15 protein-coding genes are annotated in these 20,172 nt (G+C 34.5%); 5 read left to right on the top strand and 10 right to left on the bottom strand.

Going from position 1 to position 20,172, the window contains the following annotated elements:
• Positions 1 to 28 precede the first annotated feature (28 nt).
• Entirely contained in the window at positions 29 to 2,812 is a 2,784-nt protein-coding gene (gene uvrA, locus EYD45_RS01000; RefSeq protein ID WP_130962479.1) for an excinuclease ABC subunit UvrA, read from the top strand.
• 55 nt (positions 2,813 to 2,867) lie between these two features.
• Here uvrA and EYD45_RS00995 read toward each other — a convergent pair whose 3' ends face one another.
• Together EYD45_RS00995 and EYD45_RS00990 are read right to left on the bottom strand one after the other, a co-directional pair.
• Positions 2,868 to 3,455: an outer membrane beta-barrel protein gene (locus EYD45_RS00995; protein ID WP_130962478.1), complete on the bottom strand. Its 588-nt coding sequence runs from the start codon at positions 3,453 to 3,455 to the stop codon at positions 2,868 to 2,870.
• Positions 3,456 to 3,535: 80 nt separating this feature from the next.
• A complete protein-coding gene (locus EYD45_RS00990) occupies positions 3,536 to 4,636 on the bottom strand; it encodes a DUF3667 domain-containing protein (RefSeq protein ID WP_130962477.1) in 1,101 nt (366 codons plus the stop codon).
• Positions 4,637 to 4,772: 136 nt separating this feature from the next.
• Here EYD45_RS00990 and EYD45_RS00985 point away from each other — a divergent pair, with 136 nt between their 5' ends.
• On the top strand, positions 4,773 to 6,083 hold the full coding sequence (locus tag EYD45_RS00985) for a hypothetical protein (RefSeq protein WP_130962476.1): 1,311 nt from the start codon (positions 4,773 to 4,775) through the stop codon (positions 6,081 to 6,083).
• A 79-nt stretch (positions 6,084 to 6,162) separates the two neighbouring features.
• On the opposite strand, the gene EYD45_RS00980 is transcribed toward EYD45_RS00985, so the two are convergent.
• The 4 genes from EYD45_RS00980 to EYD45_RS00965 are packed head-to-tail and all read right to left on the bottom strand — an operon-like array spanning position 6,163 to position 11,607.
• Entirely contained in the window at positions 6,163 to 7,629 is a 1,467-nt protein-coding gene (locus tag EYD45_RS00980; protein WP_130962475.1) for an oligosaccharide flippase family protein, read from the bottom strand.
• On the bottom strand, positions 7,629 to 8,909 hold the full coding sequence (locus tag EYD45_RS00975) for a glycosyltransferase family 4 protein (RefSeq protein ID WP_165453856.1): 1,281 nt from the start codon (positions 8,907 to 8,909) through the stop codon (positions 7,629 to 7,631). The genes EYD45_RS00980 and EYD45_RS00975 overlap by 1 nt, the downstream gene beginning before the upstream one ends.
• Entirely contained in the window at positions 8,902 to 11,325 is a 2,424-nt protein-coding gene (locus EYD45_RS00970) for a YfhO family protein (RefSeq protein WP_130962473.1), read from the bottom strand. The genes EYD45_RS00975 and EYD45_RS00970 overlap by 8 nt, the downstream gene beginning before the upstream one ends.
• 30 nt (positions 11,326 to 11,355) lie before the next feature.
• Positions 11,356 to 11,607, bottom strand: a complete 252-nt coding sequence (locus EYD45_RS00965; protein WP_130962472.1) for a DUF4834 family protein — start codon at positions 11,605 to 11,607, stop codon at positions 11,356 to 11,358.
• 155 nt (positions 11,608 to 11,762) lie between these two features.
• Between EYD45_RS00965 and EYD45_RS00960 the strand changes: the two genes are divergently transcribed.
• Both EYD45_RS00960 and EYD45_RS00955 read left to right on the top strand, forming a co-directional pair.
• Positions 11,763 to 12,791, top strand: coding sequence for a transporter (locus tag EYD45_RS00960; RefSeq protein ID WP_130962471.1), 1,029 nt, complete (start codon positions 11,763 to 11,765; stop codon positions 12,789 to 12,791).
• 20 nt (positions 12,792 to 12,811) lie between these two features.
• Positions 12,812 to 13,930 (top strand): GTP cyclohydrolase, encoded by a 1,119-nt coding sequence (locus EYD45_RS00955; RefSeq protein ID WP_130962470.1) that lies wholly within the window; start codon positions 12,812 to 12,814, stop codon positions 13,928 to 13,930.
• Positions 13,931 to 13,988: 58 nt separating this feature from the next.
• On the opposite strand, the gene EYD45_RS00950 is transcribed toward EYD45_RS00955, so the two are convergent.
• The 3 genes from EYD45_RS00950 to EYD45_RS00940 all read right to left on the bottom strand — a co-directional run bounded on the left by EYD45_RS00950 (position 13,989) and on the right by EYD45_RS00940 (position 18,661).
• Positions 13,989 to 15,248, bottom strand: coding sequence for an aminotransferase class I/II-fold pyridoxal phosphate-dependent enzyme (locus EYD45_RS00950; protein ID WP_130962469.1), 1,260 nt, complete (start codon positions 15,246 to 15,248; stop codon positions 13,989 to 13,991).
• A gap of 227 nt (positions 15,249 to 15,475) precedes the next feature.
• Positions 15,476 to 16,516 carry a PLP-dependent cysteine synthase family protein gene (locus EYD45_RS00945; RefSeq protein ID WP_130962468.1) on the bottom strand — a complete coding sequence of 347 codons (1,041 nt, stop codon included), beginning with the start codon at positions 16,514 to 16,516 and terminating at the stop codon, positions 15,476 to 15,478.
• 75 nt (positions 16,517 to 16,591) lie between these two features.
• A complete protein-coding gene (locus EYD45_RS00940) occupies positions 16,592 to 18,661 on the bottom strand; it encodes a S9 family peptidase (RefSeq protein ID WP_130962467.1) in 2,070 nt (689 codons plus the stop codon).
• 145 nt (positions 18,662 to 18,806) lie between these two features.
• Between EYD45_RS00940 and EYD45_RS00935 the strand changes: the two genes are divergently transcribed.
• On the top strand, positions 18,807 to 19,130 hold the full coding sequence (locus EYD45_RS00935) for a YbaB/EbfC family nucleoid-associated protein (RefSeq protein WP_130962466.1): 324 nt from the start codon (positions 18,807 to 18,809) through the stop codon (positions 19,128 to 19,130).
• A gap of 13 nt (positions 19,131 to 19,143) precedes the next feature.
• On the opposite strand, the gene EYD45_RS00930 is transcribed toward EYD45_RS00935, so the two are convergent.
• Positions 19,144 to 20,160: a threonine aldolase family protein gene (locus EYD45_RS00930; protein WP_130962465.1), complete on the bottom strand. Its 1,017-nt coding sequence runs from the start codon at positions 20,158 to 20,160 to the stop codon at positions 19,144 to 19,146.
• Positions 20,161 to 20,172 lie beyond the last annotated feature (12 nt).

Here is a 20,172-nt window from a genome sequence, read left to right as displayed (position 1 = left end):
CTTTGCAAAATTATTCCCTTAAAAGCCTATGAATACTGCCATTTCTGAAGTAAACCCAAAAGAAAACATCATTATAAAAGGTGCTAAACTGCATAATCTAAAAAATATTGATGTTGTTATTCCCAGAAATGAATTGGTAGTGATTACTGGTCTGTCTGGTTCTGGAAAGTCTAGTTTGGCATTCGACACACTTTACGCAGAAGGACAAAGGCGGTATGTAGAAAGCTTGTCTAGTTATGCTAGACAGTTTTTGGGTAGATTAAATAAGCCAAAGGTGGACTATATAAAGGGCATTGCTCCAGCTATTGCTATTGAACAGAAGGTAAACTCTACCAATCCGCGGTCCACAGTTGGTACAACCACAGAGGTTTATGACTATTTAAAGTTACTATTTGCTAGAATCGGTAAGACCTTCTCTCCTATTTCTGGAAATGAGGTGAAAAAACATAGGGTTACAGATGTTTTAAAACATATAATGTCTTTTCCTGAGCGTGAAAAACTATTGCTACTTGCTCCAATTCACCTAGAAGAAGGACGTACAATGGACAACAAGTTGAAAACATTACAACAGCAAGGATATGCAAGAGTAAAAGTTAATGAGGATGTTTTAAGAATTGACGAAATCGAAACCATAGCTGAAAATGAAACGGTTTTATTGGTTGTAGACAGGGTAATAGTAAAACACGAAGAAGATTTTAAAAACCGATTGGCTGATGCCATTCAAACAGCGTTTTTTGAAGGTAAAGGCGAATGTGTAGTCGAGACCTTGTCTGATAAAAACACAAAAGAATTTAGCAATAAATTTGAACTGGATGGTATGTCGTTTTTAGAGCCAAATGTACACCTATTCAGTTTCAATAACCCGTATGGTGCTTGCCCAAAATGCGAAGGCTATGGAGATATTATTGGTATTGACGAAGATTTGGTTATACCCAATACTGGACTTTCAGTATATGAAAGCGCTATTTTTCCCTGGAGGGGTGAAAGTATGAGCTGGTACAAGGATCAGTTGGTAAACAATTCACACAAATTCGATTTCCCTGTACATAAACCCTATTTTGAACTTACGAAGGAACAAAAACAACTTGTTTGGGACGGTAACCAATATTTTGAGGGCTTAAATTCCTTTTTTGCTGAATTAGAATCAAAGGCCTATAAAATTCAAAACCGTGTGATGTTGTCCCGCTATCGCGGAAAAACCAAATGTAAAACATGTAACGGTAAACGTTTACGCCCTGAAGCTAATTATGTGAGAATACAAGGAGTTTCTATTACTGATTTGGTAGAAATGCCCATTAAAAAGCTAGTTCAGTTTTTTAAAGAACTGGAATTGAATGATTATGATACCAAAATTGCGAATCGTTTATTGAAGGAAATAAACAATAGATTATCATTTTTAGCGAATGTTGGCTTAGACTATTTAACACTCAATAGAAAATCCAATACGCTCTCTGGTGGAGAAAGCCAACGTATTAATCTTGCCACGTCTTTAGGCAGTAGTTTAGTGGGCTCAATGTATATATTAGATGAACCTAGTATAGGTCTGCATCCAAAAGACACAGAGCGATTAATATCTGTATTGCAATCATTACGCGATTTAGGAAATACGGTAATTGTGGTTGAACATGATGAAGATATCATGAAAGCCGCCGACAGCATTATCGATATTGGCCCAGAAGCAGGAACATTTGGAGGCGAAGTAGTAGCAAAAGGCACTTACGATGATATTTTAGCTTCTCAATCCTTAACAGCTAAATATCTAAATGAAAGCTTTAAAATAGAAGTTCCTAAAAATAGAAGAACTTCAAAATATCATATAGATATTAAAGGAGCGCGTGAAAATAACCTGAAAAATATAGATGTTACATTCCCTTTAGAAATGCTAACCATAGTTACCGGTGTTTCTGGCAGTGGAAAAAGCACATTGGTAAAAAAGATTTTATATCCCGCACTACAAAAAAAGCTTACCGATTTTGGAGAGAAGGCTGGTCAGTTTTCTGGAATTAGCGGTAATTTTAGTAATATCAAACAAATTGAGTTTGTAGACCAAAACCCAATTGGCAGGTCATCACGCTCCAATCCTGTTACCTATATAAAAGCATACGACGATATTCGCGCTTTGTTTTCTAAACAGAAATTGAGCAAAATTAGAAACTATCAAGCGAAACACTTCTCGTTTAATGTTGACGGAGGACGTTGTGAAACCTGTAAAGGTGAAGGTGAAGTAACTATTGAAATGCAGTTTATGGCAGACGTGCATTTAGAGTGCGAAACCTGTAACGGCAAACGCTTTAAAAAAGAAGTATTGGAAGTTACTTTTGCGGACAAAACCATTGATGATATTTTAAATCTTACCATTGATGATGCCATTTCATTTTTTGAAACTAACAATCAAGATAAAATCAAAAATAAATTGCAACCATTGCAAGATGTGGGCTTAGGCTATGTAACGTTAGGACAAAGTTCGTCCACCCTTTCCGGTGGTGAGGCTCAACGCATAAAGCTTGCTACGTTTTTAGGAAAAGGCAACTCTAAGGATAAAACACTTTTTATTTTTGACGAACCTACAACTGGACTTCATTTTCATGATATTCAAAAACTTTTAAAATCGTTTAATGCTTTAATTGAAAAAGGGCATTCTATAATTGTGGTTGAACATAATTTAGAATTGATAAAGTGCGCGGATTATATTATCGATTTGGGAGTTGAAGGTGGTGAAGATGGCGGAAATTTAGTGGCTTCTGGTACTCCTGAAGAAATCGTAAAGATTAGAACCTCTGAAACCGGAAAATATCTAAAGGAAAAAATATAAAAGGGGAAAGTAAATAATTGTATCTTTCCCCTAAAAAGCTTATGATATCTATATATTATAGCTTGTACCCTACCCCAATGAGCAAATTGCTCAATTTAACTGTGCTGGCTGAGTTTTCAGATAGATCGGATAAACCAAAATCATATCTTGCGTTAAGAAAAAACTTGTCGGTCAAATCATAAGACCCACCAATATTTATTCCAAAATTAGTTGACTTAAGTCCAGTTGGCGCATCTAAGAGATAACCTAAGCTTGGACCCGCGTAGGCATTGATTTTATCTACCACATTATACTTAACCAATAAGGGTATATTGATTTGGTTCAAATCTTCTACTATTATGAATCGAGCTTCTGGTTGAAACTTAAAACTGTCAGATAACTCAATATCTGCTGCTGCCACACCTACGTAAAAACCAGATTTGGTTGTAGTTGATGTGTTGCTCAACAATGAACTTGAATTTACAGAAGCTTTGCTTTCATAATTAGATTTTTGTGAAGTAGCTGATGAATTAGGTACCGTATTACCGCTTTCAACACTAAACCTGTCGGCCGCATTAGAATAACCTGCATCGATATGTATTCTGCAGGATGTGAAACTTAGAGCAATTGATAAAATTGCTAACAAGAAAATTGATTTTTTCATGATTAAAATTATTGATTAGTTACTCTAAACTTAGTAAATAATACACTAACGACCAATTAGTTACATAAAAAAGACACAATCTAATAAAACAAAAACGCAAAAATAGAAATAAGCACAAAAGCTATTGGGGTAACAACAGACAAGAAAACAAAAGATGTTATAACTCCTTTAAAAAAGCTTTTAAACCAGCCCTGGACGTAAAAGCACCTTAAAGCAATTACCAAATAAAGAAACGTAGAAAGCATTATCAAAAAGTCTAACCAATCCGGCAGATCAACAATAAAATTAATGGCTAGTATCAAACTAAAAACAGTAAACAAAAAAGAAAAATAATAGAAGCTAAACACCAAATGATGTGCATAACGCCCCTTTTTAAAGTGAAAAGCCTTAAGAATTAAAGCAAAAATCGGTAATAGAAAGAACATTGCTAGAGGTATAGTATCATAAAATGTTTGAATAATATTCCCACCCCGTTTAGATTCGTAGAACTTAAGGGCTTGCCGATACATACGTTTTTTAATTGCTCCTGCATCATCTTCCATTCCCATAGCCTTGTAAATAATATCCTTTGGAGTCCCTAAAGCCAAGAGTGAATCTATAGTTTTTGTATTAAACCCAAAATCGCGTGATGCGTTCTTTCCGAAATCATCAGTATTGACTAGTGAATCAATTTTAGCATCAGACATTCCTGTAAAAATCTGCTTATCTTCCAACAGTTTCTTTACCTCTACCTTGTTTAAAGAGTCTTTAATAGCCTGTTGGATCAATTCAATACTTTTAATGGAGTCCAGTTGGATTTTATTAAATTTTAAATTTATATTTTTTTCTTTTTCAAATGCAGCAGCTAAACTATCGTCAATTGCCCGCACCTGTTCACGTTGTATAAATGAGAACAAGAAAAAAAAGACCACGGCCACAAATAGGTACATCTGGGCTGGATGTAAATACTGTAAACGCTTGCCTTCAACAAACTTTCTGGCAATAAACCCTGGCTTTAGTAATAACGGAAAGAAACTCTTAAAAAATCGGGCATCAAAAGAAAAGTAGTTACTTATGGTGTTGTAGAAGAGCACTTTTACGGTTAAATCGTCTTTAGCCTGTTGACCACAATGCGGGCAGAAATTAAACGCATCGCTAAATTGTTGCTCACAGTTTTTACAAGTTTCTAGATGTTTTCCCATACTTATTTTATTCAATCCTAAATTTAAGAAAAGAATTGATATTTCTACATGTTTTTATTAATCTGTAAATCAGTGATTTAATTTTTTTGGCACGCTGTTTGCTTTTACCTAAGCGAACCCATAAAATTTCACAATTATGAAAAAGTTTATTTTATTTTTTGCAGCAATAATCCTAGGAGGATTTTCTGCTACCGCTACAACCAATTTAGAAAACAATACTGTATCAACATTTTACAGAGGTTATGGCAACTCTTTCATATTTGTTGAAAATGGTATTGAGTTTTCTATATTTCCAGATGGACAGTTTGATTTCAATATCTTGAGATATCAGCCAGATTTGGCTATATCAATAGGAAGACGAAATGCAAACATCACATTTAATTCTGGTTTTAATTATAATGCCTATGTGCAGTATGACGAATTTGGTGCTGTAATTCAAATTGAAAACACCCCTATATTCTACGACTTCTACGGTCGTGTAGCACAAGTTGGTAATGTAAATATATTTTATAACAATTTTGGTCGGATAAACCGTATTGGCGGACTATTTGTTCACTACAACAGATTTAACAGGTTTACGCACTATACAGGCTTTATCAACAGATTTAATCGCGCCTATGTAGTTAGACCATGGCATCGTTTTTACAGTGTACCGGTATTTGATCACTGTGTTGTTTTCAATAGGCCTTACAGACAGTTTTATAACCCTGTAAGATACGTATACAACAGACCGTTCCGTAATAACTTTAGGCCTAGAACAGCCATTGCGAACAGAAGAGGCAATACTATTGTAAGAAATAGAAAATATGCCACTGTTAACAGAAGTACTAGAAATAGAACTAAGGTAAATAACATAGCGAATACGAGAAGAAGTATTTCGAGAGATAATGCTGTTAGAAAAAATAACTCTAGAAGAATTGCGAACACTAATGATAGAAGTGCTACAAATAGAAAGGTTGACAGAACCAATTCTAGAACTCAAAACAGAGGGAACAGTACCATGAGACGTGAAAACTCTACGAACAATAGAAATGTTGATAGAACAAACTCTAGAGTGCAAAATAGAGGTAATAGTACTATAAAACGCGAGCGTTCTACGAATAATAGAAACTCACAATATAGAACTAGGGAAAACGCAAATCAGAATGTTAGAAAGCAGTCTAACACAACTGTAAGACAAGCACCAAGAAGGAATTCGTCTCAACAGGTAACGAGAAATAGAAGTACAACGGTTGTAAAAAAACCAAAGGCAAATAACACTCGTATATATAACAAAAAAAGCACAAATAGAAGTTCTGGACAAACAGTAAACAGATCTTCAAGAAGCACTAAACCTGCTTCAAGAGTGACAAGAAGTACAAGAGCATCAAATTCTAGAGCAACGCAAAGTAGAAGCTCCTCTAGAAATAACAATACATCATCTAATTCTACACGTAGAAGAAGATAAATAAATTTTGGTTGGTTAGTTAAGAAAGCCCTGCGATATGTATGCCTCAAAGCAATATCGTGGGGTTTTCTGTTTGTACTTACTTCCCTCTTAAATTGGCAAGTAGTTTGTTTACAAAACTATTAATATCTGAAGAAAAATTCATCTTGTAAATTACAATAGAAAACATGACAACAGTAATTACCGATTTTAATAAAATGTTCAAAATTGCGTGAAAATTAAAATCCCAGAAGTAACCCAAAAGCCCCATAAGAATTATTAACGCGCACACCTTAAACGTTTTACTAGAAAAAGGAGTAATACCAAATACCCTGTAAACCACCGCTAGCTTTGATGTATTGTATAAAAATACAGCAATAAAAGTTGCCAAAGCAGCGCCGTTTAATCCATAAATAGGAATCAAAACTATATTTAATAAAATCATTACCACCACCAAAACAACGCCTAGTATTAGAACTATTCTATAATAATCACTATTAAATAAAATGGCGTTGTTACTGCCTAATACTGCATCATAAAGCTTAGTGAAACTAATAAGAAGCACAACATACAATCCAACACTGTATTCAATATCTATCAATGTGTATAGCTGATTTATATTGAGAACAATCAACAAAAAAATCATTCCAGCCACAATTAGGAGATTTAAAGAGCTACGCCTATACAAATCAGCTAGACTATCCATATCCCTTTCATTTAAATATTTAGCTGAAAGCGGAAGTAGTATTTGATGCATTGCACGTTGTGGTACAGCTATTACAGCTGCTATAAAAATAGCAACGTTGTAATAAGCCACGTTTTTAATATGAATATATTTACCCAACATTACCTTATCTACATCTAATAGTATTGTAGCAACGGATCCCGCTACAATTATGAGAAGCGAATACTTTAAAATAGCTTTAATACCATTAACTTTTTTAAATACCAATACAGGGAGTTTTATACTAAAGGCATAGAACATCATTATCAACATTCGCAACACATAGACTAACACAATGCCTATCATAAACTGTTCTATACTAAGAACTTCAAAATATAGCAGAAAGAGTAATACCATTACTCCTGTTCTATGAAAAACCTCTTTCATAAAGTTGCCAAAAACAGTTTGCAATTGCACTTTTACCCAAGCAAAAAACACCTCAAAATACGCCAAAGCTATTGCTATTACAATTGTATGCCACAGATAATCCTTTATAAGAGCATTTTCAGTAGACAAAAAATCAGCAATAGTTTCATAAGCTAAATAACCTATTATGCTCAATGGAATAATTACGGCTAGCGGCAGAAACAACATAAGCGTTAAAAAACTATTTAAGGATAATCGGGTTTTAAACGATGAATAAAACTTTACTAGTGTATTGTTAACGCCAAATGCCATAAGAGGCATCAGTACAAAAGCCGCAGACAGCATGAAACCGACCATACCGTAATATGTGTCACTCATAAAGTTTACATACAAAAACAGGGTATTAATTGCTCCAATTAAAAAGCCTATGTACGTAGAAACTATATTTTTAAATGATTGAGAAGCTACAATGCCCATTATAATAAATTTGACAATGATTGCGTAAGTGCCTTTCTATGGTATTTCTGTAATCCGATAGGACTAGTTTTTAAATTACCACTTTTATAAGCCATATAATGGTCTAATATAGTTTTTTTTAATGATTCCAAATCTTGGTAGCTAAAGAATGTTCCAGTATTTGTGTTCTTAATAATTTGTTCAATATCTGATCCCTTAGGTCCAATGGCAAGGATAGGTCTGTTTGAAACCAAATACTCAAAAAGCTTACCTGGTATGATACTTCTTGTGTCTTTAGAATCGACCTCTATAAGTAATAATAATTGAGATTTTTTTTGATATTTAATTGATTCTAAATGTGAAACATAACCTACCTTATTTATATATTTACTTAAATTATAACTAGCAATTGTTTTTAATATATTTTCACTAATAAATCCAACAAAATTTAATTGAATATCATTTTTAAAATCGTCATATTTAGAAATTAATTCAGAAACTGCTCTCCATAGAATTTCAGGGTTTCTTTTGGATAATAAAGAGCCAATATGTGATATTGTAAATTTAGAATCCATTTCGACAGATCCTCCGACTTCATCATCATACCCATTGGTAATCACTTCAATTGGTTGTTTTGTTATGCGTTGAAATTCTTGCTTAGTAACCGAAGATGTTACAATGATTTTATCAGCATTTGAAAGTACTCGTCTTTCTAAAGCTTTATGTTTTCCTTGGGATGACTTTGTAAGCTTCAATTGTTTATGATATCCAATAGTCGTCCATGGATCCCTAAAGTCTGCCAACCACTTCACTCCTAGATTTTGCTTTAGATTGAGCCCTATTAAATGCATACTGTGTGGCGGCCCTGTGGTTATAACGGTTTCAATATCATTATTTGGAATAAAATCTAACAGAAAAGATGAAGCAGGTTTCACCCACCCAATTCTGGCATCAGGAATAAAAAAATTACCTCTAACAAAAAGCATTAACCTTTCAATGAGCGACTGCTTTTTATTTTCACTAATTATACCTTTACTAATAGTACCTGTTTTCGCTTTTGAAAAAAGTTTTGCGAATTTATAAGGCTCGGAAATAGGTAGTTTTACTACTTCAATATCATTTGAAACTTCATCTTGAAGGCTTTTATCAATTACAGGATAATTGGCGTTTTCAGGCACAAATACAACCGGCTCCACACCAAAACTAGGCAAGTATTTTACAAATTTAAGCCAACGCTGCACTCCAGGACCACCAGCAGGAGGCCAATAATAAGCTATTATGAGCACTTTTTTTTTACGCACTCTTTTTGGTCTTAAACTCAAAAAATAAACCTACAAGTAGCAGTAACCCCAATATAGCAGAACTTGCTAATGAAATAGAGCTTCCTGTTTTAACAACATCAGGATCAAACCTAAATTCTATAGTATGCGCTCCAGCAGGCACTTTCATGCCTCTTAAAATATAGTTTACACGCGTAAACTCAGCTTCTTCTCCATCAACAGTGACTTTCCACCCCTTTGGATAATATATTTCAGAGAATACTGCAAATCCTTCATTTTTATTTTTAGTATTATACTTTATGTAATTAGGCTGATATTTAACAACTTCAATACTAGCAATAGAATCTACATCAAAACTACTTTTAAAATCTGAATCATAATATTTTGAATCAATTACCGCTACTCGCTTATTATTCAAACTATCCAAAAGCTTAATTTCCTCATTAGCAGATGACACCTCCATCAATTTCTCCACAAACCACGCATTTCCATTGGCCTTCTCGTTCATATAAGGAAAAACGTTGCCTTCCTCGTCTTGTGCTATAATATATTTTGTGTTCAACATATTAAGCACATTGATATTGTTACGAGATACGTACCAATCAAACACTTCTCTATAACGCTTTAATTCAGCTGCATTATAACCATTTAATGAATTATGAAAGTAAGATGGCTTTGAAGGGCCAGAAACCAAATCAAACACCCTGAAATGAGATGTATCGTTCATAATTTGCTTATCCACTTGGTTTGCTGTAAATGGCTTTGACATTTGTATTGATGACACAAAATCATCACCATTTACATAACGGCGATTTACACCAACTAAATCAAATAAAATTAAAGCCGTAAATCCTAGAATAACCCAATGTTCCCTTAATTTGTTTTTCAGATAACCAAAAATCAATACTGCCGAAATCAGCACTAAAACCAATGACCTGATGGTGTCTGCAGTAAAAATTGATTTCCTATCCTCTTTAACTGCCCTAATAAAATCTTGACCTAGAGCCTGAATATAACTCCCGTCATTCGCACCAACAAAATCGAACATCGAACGTCCAAAAAGCAAAAACACCAAAGCCAATCCTCCGGTAATCACGGTACTATATTTTAAAGCCTTAAGTTTTTCCTCTTCTTTATTAAAATCGTTAAAAAGTCTTACCAAACCAAAAATTGCAAGCACAGGCACGCATAGCTCTAAAATTACTTGAATGGAAGTTACCGCCCTAAATTTATTATACAACGGCACGTAATCAATAAAAAAGTCAGTCAAAAAATTTAAATTCTTACCATAAGACAGCAAGAGTGCTAGTACTGTTCCGCCCACAAGCCACCATTTTAAACGGCCTTTCACTAAAAATAACGCAAACACAAACAGAAATAAAACAACTGCTCCAATATAGGCCGGAGCCTCAACAATGGGTTGATTTCCCCAATACATTGGCGCATGTTCAGCTTGATCTAAAGCCTGTGCTGGAGATGCACCCAGTTTTCTAACAGCATCATATATTTTGGAGTCCTTACCTAAGTTTTCAGCATTACCACCTCCCATAAACCTAGGAATAAACAAATTGAACGTTTCCCAGCCGCCGTAGCTAAATTGTGTGATATAATCTTTATCAAGACCCGATGTCACTTCTTTTGGAGAACCGTCAGGATTTACAGTTAATTCACTTTTACCACGTGTGCTATGTTTTACATATTCTTGAGTAGCCAAGACGTTTGTTGCGTTTAATCCTACGGCTAGAACCACTGCAGCAAACAAAATAGCTACAGACTTAAAAAAATGAGGCAGCATCTGCTTTCTGTAGGCATCAATCAAATAGGCAACACCTAAAACAATAACAAGAATGAGCAAATAGTACGTCATTTGAAAATGGTTCGCCACCAATTCTAATCCCATCGCTATTGCTGTTAACAAAAACCCAAGAACATATCGTTTCTGAAACACCAGTATAATACCGCTTAAAACCAAAGGCATGTATGCAATAGCATGGGCTTTACTGTTGTGCCCTACTCCTAGGATAATGATTAAATACGTGGAGAAACCAAAAGCTAAAGCTCCTAAAGCTGCCAGTTTAAAGTCCACCTTTAGCACTACCAACAAAATATAAAAACTTAGCAGATAGAGAAACAAATAATCTGCTGGTCTTGGTAAAAAACGTAATGTTAAGTCTAATTTTTTAATGTAGTTATGTGGGTATCTTGCCCCCAATTGATATGTGGGCATACCTCCAAAAGCGCTGTTTGTCCAATACGTTTCTTCTCCCGTTTTTGCCTTAAAATCTTTTTGCTGCTTAGACATGCCAATGTATTGTACAATATCACTTTGATATATTTGTTTCCCTTGTAAAACAGGATTAAAATAAGCAAGCGAAACAACAACAAATCCGACTAAAATAAGTAAATGTGAAAGTGATTTCCTAAATAAGAGCTGCATGAAAAAATATTAAAACACTAAGGGATGAAATTAGTCAATTTCCTCGAAATCGACATAATCTCCAACATCTTTATTTGACTGTTTTTGTCTGGGCATCTTATCAATACTAATTTCGCCTTCCTTTTTAGGGGGGTCTTGGCGCTGGTTATTAAACTGACCACCAAACTTTTCCTCCGCCTTTTTAGTAGCGTATTTAAACAAAAAAGGTGCAAATATTCTTGAAAGGACTTTAATTCCGTAGTAAACTAAAACTATTATAAGTATGGTTCTTAATAAACCCATATTAGCTTTTATTAATAATTAAATACAAAAATACAATTCTAGAGGTTTAAAAAACGTTGAAAAAACATAAAAAAAAGATAAAATATCTATATTTGAAATAATGGAAAACCAGCCTAATCCCGACATCTTAATATTTTTTACCCTAAATCATTCGTATGAAAATCTTTAAACATCTGCTTATTGCTTCGGTATTAATTGGCAGCAATTGCCTTTTTGCACAGTATACAGAAGTTATAAACTCCAACAGACCTGGCATGTCCAGAAGCGCCTTTTCAGTAGGGACAAACGTGCTGCAATTTGAAGTTGGTCCACTATACATTAAAGAAGAAAGAACACCCTTGCCCAGATATGAGATATCCGGTTTTGGAGTTGACTTTTCTGCTAGATATGGCTTGCTATTTGAGCAACTTGAAATAAATATTGAGGGGAATTACCAGAATGACACTAGAACAAATATCTCAACTTTTACAACTAAAGATCCACGTTCCAACTTTAGATATCTCACGCTTGGAGCTAAGTATCTTATTTTTGACCCTTACAAAAACACCGAAAGTGAAAAACCAAACCTTTACAGCTGGAAAGCTAATCACAGCTTTAGATGGAAATCATTAATTCCAGCTGTAGCGGTATACGTTGGCGCAAATTATGATACCGAAAATAATCCCTACACCGCTCCCGGTATCGAAGGTTTTAGTCCAAAAGTAATGATTGCTACGCAAAATAATTTTAATGGCGGCTGGGTGTTTGTAATGAATTTGATTAAGGATAGAATTGGCACAAACCAATCCGATTTCTCATACATATTAACGCTCACCCATTCATTTAGTCCACAATGGGTAGTTTTTGGTGAAACTCAAGGTATTAAAAGTGATTTTTATGCAGATAATTTATTACGATTTGGAGGTGCATATTTATGGGATAAAAACTTCCAGCTAGATACTGCTGTAACATTTAACACAAAAGATACGCCTTCGGTTTTAAATCTAACACTAGGTGCCTCTTACAGGTTTGATTTTCACAAGGACAAAGAAATTGACAATGGGAATTCAGCCGAGGATGAATTAGAAAGAAAGAATAGAAGAGGAAAAAAGAAGAGAAAAAAGAAAAAAAGCAAAAAAGATATCGCAACGGATGAAAATAAAGTTAAAAAACGCAAAAGAAAGGATGAAGATTTCGACAAATAATCCATCTAAGATCGGGACTTATGATTAGAATAGAAGAAGTGACTTCCAAACGCGATTTAAAAGCATTCGTTAAGTTTCCTTTTAAATTGTATGAAGGCTCAAAATACTGGACACCGCCAATTATAAGTCAAGAGTTAAAAACTTTTGATAAGAATGAAAATCCAGTTTTCAATGATGCAGATGCGCGACTGTTTTTGGCCTATAAAAATAATGAAATAGTTGGGCGTGTGGCGGCTATTATTAACTGGTTGGAAGTGAAAAACCAGAGTCAAAAGAAAATGCGTTTTGGTTGGTTTGATTTTATTGATGATCTGGATGTTTCAAAAGCATTATTGGAAAAAGTAGAGGCTATAGGAATAGAAAACAACCTTGAATTCGCCGAAGGACCCGTAGGATTTTCAAATCTTGATAAAGTTGGGGTAATAGATGAAGGTTTTGATGCCATTACACCCATGGTTACTTGGTACAACCACGAATATTACATTAAGCACTATGAGGCAGCAGGGTACACCATTGAAAAAGGCTATATAGAAAGTAGATTTCCTTTTTCTAATGTAGACCCCGATACTTTTATGAAAGCTCAAGCGCTTATAAAGCGCAGATATCAACTAAAAGCACTAACCTTTAATAAAACCGAAGAGGTTATGCCATATGCTGATAAAATGTTTGATTTGTTTAATGAAACCTACGCTTCACTATCTAGTTTTGTTGCCATTACTGATATTCAAAAAGAATATTTTAAGAAGAAATTCTTGAATTTTATCAATCCAGAATACATAAAGTTCGTAGTAGATAAAGATGATAAACTTATTGGCTTTGCTATTGTAATGCCGTCTTATGCCGAAGCATTACAAAAAGCTAAAGGGAAATTGTTTCCGTTTGGTTTTTCCCATATCCTAAAAGCTAAAAAACACAGTAAGGATGTAAACTTCTATTTAATTGGCATTCACCCAGAATATCAAAACAAAGGCGTTCATGCTGTTATTTTCAATGAATATTACAATACATTTACCGAAAAAGGGATTAAAATGTGTTATCGTACTCCTGAATTAGAGGATAACCATGCCATTCATAATATTTGGAAACATTTCAATCCAGAAGTCTATAGGAAAAGGAAAACTTTCAGAAAAGATTTATAAAAAGAAAAAGGTTCGATAATTTATACCGAACCTTTTTTTATAACATTTTATAACGTTCTTATTCGCCCATAGCAGACATTACAGCCGCAGATAAGCGCTTGTAAGTTCCGTTTTGTAATCTGTCTCGAATAGCATCAAAAGCATCCAACGTTTCTCTTACATCTTCTAAAGTATGTGTAGCAGTTGGAATCATTCTTAGTAAAATTAATCCTTTAGGTATTACAGGGTAAACCACTATAGAACAGAATATTCCGTAATTTTCACGCAAGTCTTTAACTAGCGCCATTGCTTCAGGAATACTACCTTTTAAATATACAGGAGTCACGCAACTTTGAGTGGTACCAATATCAAAACCTCTGTCTTTTAAACCAGATTGAAGTGCATTAACAATCTTCCATAGGTTTTCTTTTAGCTCTGGCATTGTTCTCAACATATCCAAACGCTTTAGGGCACCTTTCACCAATTGCATTTGCAATGATTTTGCAAACATTTGAGAACGCAAGTTGTATTTTAAATAGTCAATAATTTCCTGATCGCCAGCTATAAAAGCACCTGTACTTGCCATAGATTTGGCAAATGTTGCAAAATATACATCAATGTCATCCTGAACACCTTGCTCCTCACCCGCTCCGGCTCCCGTTGCCCCTAGAGTTCCAAATCCGTGAGCATCATCAACAAATAGCCTGAATTTAAACTTCTTTTTAAGCGCAACAATTTCTTTTAAACGTCCTTGCTCACCACGCATACCAAAAACTCCTTCAGAAATCACTAAAATACCTCCTCCTGTTTGTTCTGCCATTTTAGTGGCGCGTTCTAAGTTTTTCTCTAAACTATCTACGTCATTGTGCTTGTAGGTAAAACGTTTACCCATATGCAAACGCACACCATCTATGATACAAGCATGTGCATCAACGTCATAAACAATAATATCATCTTTAGCAACAAGTGCATCAATAGTAGATACCATTCCTTGATATCCAAAATTCAAAAGATATGCTGCTTCTTTTTTAACAAATGCAGCCAATTCATTTTGTAATTGCTCATGAAGGTTAGTATGACCAGACATCATACGAGCCCCCATTGGATAAGCGGAACCATATTCTGCCGCAGCTTCGGCATCAACCTTTCTAACCTCTGGATGATTTGCCAAACCTAAATAATCATTTATACTCCAAGTAATAACGTCTTTGCCTTGAAATTTCATTCTGTTTGAAATCTCTCCTTCAAGTTTAGGAAACACAAAATATCCTTCTGCATGAGCCGCCCATTTTCCTAAAGGTCCTTTATCCTTGTAAATCTTATCAAATAAATCTTTCATCTACTATTAAATATAACTCTAAAATTAAACATGTGTTTTTGAACGTTTTGAATCGTTCGTTTATGTTTAGACACGAAGTTTTTAGTTCCTAGTTAGTTGCTGCAAAATTAAATATTTATCTGGTTTATGCACAATTTTTGCCCTTCAATTATTGACAAAATAAAAAAAGAAATGGTTTTTTGCGATAAAACAAAAAACCATTTCTATTAAAAGTATGTATTTACTTATTATTTTATGTATTGAATTGATTGTGAAGCCTCTTCGTGAATACTATCAAAAAATCCTTGATCGTTCATCCATTTATCAGAATACACTTTGCTCATATATCTTGAACCGTGATCAGGAAAGATCACAACAACTAAATCGTCTTTTTTGAATCGTTTCTCCTCTCCTAATTGCTTTATGGCCTGAATAGCAGCTCCGGATGTATACCCCACGAACATGCCTTCTGTTTTGGCAATTTCTCTTGCAGTGTGCGCACTGTCTTCATCATTTACTTTAACAAACTCGTCAATTGTATCAAAATCTGTAGCTGTTGGTATCAAGTTTTTACCTAAACCTTCAATACGATATGGATAAATCTCTTTCTCGTCAAACTCACGAGTTTCATGATATTTTTTAATCACAGAACCAAAAGCATCAACACCAATGACTTGAATGTTGGGGTTTTGTTCCTTTAAATACTTCGCCGTACCTGATATAGTACCACCTGTACCACTACAAGCTACCAAATGCGTGATTTTACCCTCTGTCTGTTCCCAGATTTCTGGACCAGTAGATGCATAATGGGCATCAATGTTTAACTGGTTAAAATACTGATTTATATATACAGAACCCTTCATTTCATCATGTAATCGCTTAGCTACTTGATAATAAGAACGAGGATCATCAGCGCTTACGTGAGCAGGACAAACATATACTTTTGCCCCCATGGTTTTCAGCATATCAATTTTATCTGCTGAAGACTTAGAGCTTACTGCAAGAATACAATCATAACCCTTGATGATACTTACCATAGCTAAACTAAAACCTGTGTTTCCAGATGTGGTTTCTATTATGGTATCTCCTGGTTTTAAAATACCTTGCTTTTCAGCTTGTTCTATAATATAAAGTGCTATTCTATCTTTTGAAGATTGCCCTGGATTGAAAGATTCTACTTTGGCGTAAAACTTCCCTTTTAGCTTTGAAGTGATTCGATTAAGTTTAACAAGCGGTGTGTTGCCTACTAAATCTAATACATTGTCAAAAACTTTATTTTGTTGTTTCATAAATGTAATTTATCAGCAATTTGATGTGGAATCAAAATGATGACTTAAACTTGGCAAAAATAAGCATTTTTTTTGTTAGTGCCTAATCTCTTCTAAATCTAGTAAAAATGCATATTCCAGAGCCACTTCCTTTAAACTCTCAAACCTACCTGAAGCACCGCCGTGACCTGAATCCATATCAATATGCAAAAGTAATTTATTGTCATCGGTCTTTAAATCACGTAATTTTGCCACCCATTTTGCAGGTTCCCAATATTGTACTTGAGAATCATGTAAACCTGTAGTAACAAGTATATTGGGGTAATTTTGACTTACAACATTATCGTACGGAGAATACGATTTCATATAGTTATAAAACTCAATATTATTAGGGTTTCCCCATTCATCATATTCCCCAGTAGTTAATGGAATACTATCATCAAGCATTGTAGTAACAACATCCACAAATGGAACAGCTGCTAAAACACCTTTGTATAGCTCTGGATTCATATTAATTATTGCGCCAATCAATAAACCTCCTGCCGAACCACCATAAGCATAAAGATGTTTTTCTGAAGTGTAACCTTTGGCAATTAAATGTTTTGAGCAATCTATAAAATCGGTAAAAGTATTTTTCTTTAAGAGCAACTTTCCATTTTCGTACCAATCTCTACCCAAATACTCACCTCCCCTAACATGACTAATGGCGTAAATAAAACCTCTATCCAGCAAACTTAATCTTATACTTGAAAACGTGGGGTCTATAGTGGAGCCATAAGAGCCATAAGCATATTGTAATACTGGATTAGAACCATCCAACTTAAGACCTTTTTTGTATACTATGGACATTGGAATCTTTACACCATCCCTTGCAGTAGGCCAAATACGTTGAGACTCATAATTCTCTTTTTTGAATTTACATCCCAACACCTCTTGTTCTTTCTTTATATCCTTTGTTTTTGTTTTGAAGTTATAATCGATAATAGAACTGGGCGTTGTTAAGGAATTATAACCATAACGAAGTGTTTCACTTTCAAAGTCTGGATTATTGCCTATATAAGCGTTATAAGTTTCATTATCAAAAGGCAAATAGTAATCCTCTTTACCATTCCAATGAATAATTCGGATGTTATTCAAGCCGTTTTCGCGTTCATTAACCACTAAATAATCTTTGAAAATCTCAATATCTTCAATCAAAACATTGTTTCGGTGTGGAATGATATCTATCCAATTGTCTTTGGAAGTCTTATCTTCAGGAGTTTTACATACTTTAAAATTTGTAGATGCGTCAGCATTTGTAACGATATAAAAATTACCCTTGAAGTGTGCGATGGAATATTCTAAATCCCTTATTCGCTCTTGAAATACTTCAAACTTACCGTCTGGTGTATCGGCATCTAGAATGCGATATTCAGTTGATAGTGTACTGGATGAACCTATTACCAGATATTTTTTGGATTTTGTCTTATATATATAAGTATTGAATGTTTCATCCGCTTCATGATATACTTCAACATCCTCAGTAATATATGTTCCCAAAACATGTTTAAATATTTTATAAGATCTAAGTGTTACCTCGTCCTTTTTGGTGTAAAACAACGTTTTATTGTCGTTTGCCCATGTTATACTGCCTGTAGTGTTTTTAATTTCGTCCTTGTAAACCTCGCCTGTTTTTAAATTTTTTATTCTGATAGTATATTGCCTTCTACTAACAATATCTGTTGAGAATGCCGCCATGGTGTTATCAGGACTAATGGCAATACCGCCTAACTTGAAATACGAATGTTGTTTTGCCATTACATTACAATCAAACATTATTTCTTCTTCAACCTCTAAGCTTTCCTTTTTCCGGGCATAAACGGGATAATCCTTTCCTATCTCAAATCTTGTAATGTACCAATAGCCATTGAGTTTATATGGTACAGACGTATCATTCTCTTTAATCCTTGCCTTCATTTCTTCAAATAATGATTTCTGTAAACCCTCTGTGTGCTTCATCATCGCTTTGGTATAAGCGTTTTCGGCATTCAAATAGTCTAAAACCTCGGTATCTTCTCTCCGATTCAACCAGTGGTAGTTATCTATTCTAGTATCGTTATGTATGGTAAGCTTTTTTGGTTTTTTGTTTGCAACAGGTGGTGTTACAATACCTGAGGTGTTTTTCATCGGTCTGTCATCTTTACAAGAAGAAGCAAAAATAAGGCTTAAGATGACAATTAGAAGTTGTTTTTTTACTTTAACAATTTTTAAATCAAAAATACCATGTATTTTAATAGTTTTGCTCTATAAATGTTTATTAAAAAAGAAGACTATGTTTGGAGATATGATGAATATGATGGGAAAGCTAAAAGAAACCCAGAAAAAAGTAGAAGAAACAAAAAAGCGTTTAGATACGGTATTGGTAGATGAGCAAAGTAATGATGGCAAGGTGAAAGTTACATTGACTGCCAACAGAACTATAAAATCTATTGAAATTGATGATACTCTTTTAGAAGATAAAGAGCAATTGGAAGATTATTTAATAATTACTTTAAACAAAGCTATAGAAAAAGCTACTAACGTAAATGAAACTGAACTTGCAGCTGTTGCAAAAGAGGGTATGCCGAATATCCCCGGAATGGATATGTTTAAATAAAAGGAGGCCGAGATTAAAAAGTTTTGATGAAATCCAATACCTTTTCATGCATTGCATCGGTATAGTCTAAGTGTGTTACCATACGAAGTTTACCTCCTCCCATTCCAATTATTAAAATATTGTTCTCTTTCAGTTTTTGAGTAAACTGTTCTTCATCGACATCTGGACTTAATTCGAAAATGACAATATTGGTTTCAATCGGCTCCACGTGCTTCACAACTGAAAGTGTACTTAACATCTCTCCTATTTCTTTTGCTTTTTGATGATCTTCGGTTAATCTGCCAATATTATTTTCCAATGCGTAAAGCGCAGCGGCAGCCAAATAGCCTGCTTGCCGCATATTACCTCCAAATACTTTTCGTGTCCTGATAGCATCCTTCATTATTTCGTGATCCCCAATCAATACTGAACCTACAGGACAACCCAAGCCCTTACTAAAACAAACCGAAATAGTATCAAATACCTGCCCATATTGTTGAGCCGTTTCGTTTTTTACAACAAGAGCATTCCACAAGCGTGCACCGTCTAAATGGATTCCTAAATTGTTTTCGTTACATACCTGCTTAATTTTTAAGATTTCATTGAAATCCCAACAAGCACCACCACCCTTGTTCGTAGTATTCTCAATTTCAACTAAACTTGTTTTGCTGTAGTAGTATGCGTTTGGATTTATGGCCTGTTTGATCTGTTCTGCAGTAAACATCCCCCGTTCTCCATCAATTAAATTGCACGAAACACCACTATTAAATGCCACACCACCAGATTCATAATTATAAATGTGTGCATACTTATCGCAAATTACTTGATCTCCAGGTTGCGTGTGCAACTTTATGGCAGTTTGGTTCGCCATAGTTCCGCTAGGAAAAAACAATGCAGTTTCTTTACCAAACATTTTTGCAACTACAGTTTCTAATTCATTTACCGTTGTATCTTCTCTAAAGACATCGTCGCCTACCTCTGCTGATAACATTACTTTTAGCATTCCTTTAGAAGGTTTTGTAACAGTGTCACTCCTTAAGTCTATGGTCATGATTTGAAATTA

The sequence above is a fragment of the Hyunsoonleella flava genome, from assembly GCF_004310325.1.
Lineage (GTDB): Bacteria > Bacteroidota > Bacteroidia > Flavobacteriales > Flavobacteriaceae > Jejuia > Jejuia flava.
The sequence above is the reverse complement of the archived record's forward strand: the minus strand, read 5'-3'. Positions and strand labels throughout refer to the sequence as shown.

Coding starts and splice junctions, on each gene's coding strand:
- uvrA (WP_130962479.1), top strand. CDS start 29: ATGAATACTGCCATTTCTGAAGTAAACCCAAAAGAAAACATCATTATA.
- EYD45_RS00995 (WP_130962478.1), bottom strand. CDS start 3,455: ATGAAAAAATCAATTTTCTTGTTAGCAATTTTATCAATTGCTCTAAGT.
- EYD45_RS00990 (WP_130962477.1), bottom strand. CDS start 4,636: ATGGGAAAACATCTAGAAACTTGTAAAAACTGTGAGCAACAATTTAGC.
- EYD45_RS00985 (WP_130962476.1), top strand. CDS start 4,773: ATGAAAAAGTTTATTTTATTTTTTGCAGCAATAATCCTAGGAGGATTT.
- EYD45_RS00980 (WP_130962475.1), bottom strand. CDS start 7,629: ATGGGCATTGTAGCTTCTCAATCATTTAAAAATATAGTTTCTACGTAC.
- EYD45_RS00970 (WP_130962473.1), bottom strand. CDS start 11,325: ATGCAGCTCTTATTTAGGAAATCACTTTCACATTTACTTATTTTAGTC.
- EYD45_RS00965 (WP_130962472.1), bottom strand. CDS start 11,607: ATGGGTTTATTAAGAACCATACTTATAATAGTTTTAGTTTACTACGGA.
- EYD45_RS00960 (WP_130962471.1), top strand. CDS start 11,763: ATGAAAATCTTTAAACATCTGCTTATTGCTTCGGTATTAATTGGCAGC.
- EYD45_RS00955 (WP_130962470.1), top strand. CDS start 12,812: ATGATTAGAATAGAAGAAGTGACTTCCAAACGCGATTTAAAAGCATTC.
- EYD45_RS00950 (WP_130962469.1), bottom strand. CDS start 15,248: ATGAAAGATTTATTTGATAAGATTTACAAGGATAAAGGACCTTTAGGA.
- EYD45_RS00945 (WP_130962468.1), bottom strand. CDS start 16,516: ATGAAACAACAAAATAAAGTTTTTGACAATGTATTAGATTTAGTAGGC.
- EYD45_RS00940 (WP_130962467.1), bottom strand. CDS start 18,661: ATGAAAAACACCTCAGGTATTGTAACACCACCTGTTGCAAACAAAAAA.
- EYD45_RS00935 (WP_130962466.1), top strand. CDS start 18,807: ATGTTTGGAGATATGATGAATATGATGGGAAAGCTAAAAGAAACCCAG.
- EYD45_RS00930 (WP_130962465.1), bottom strand. CDS start 20,160: ATGACCATAGACTTAAGGAGTGACACTGTTACAAAACCTTCTAAAGGA.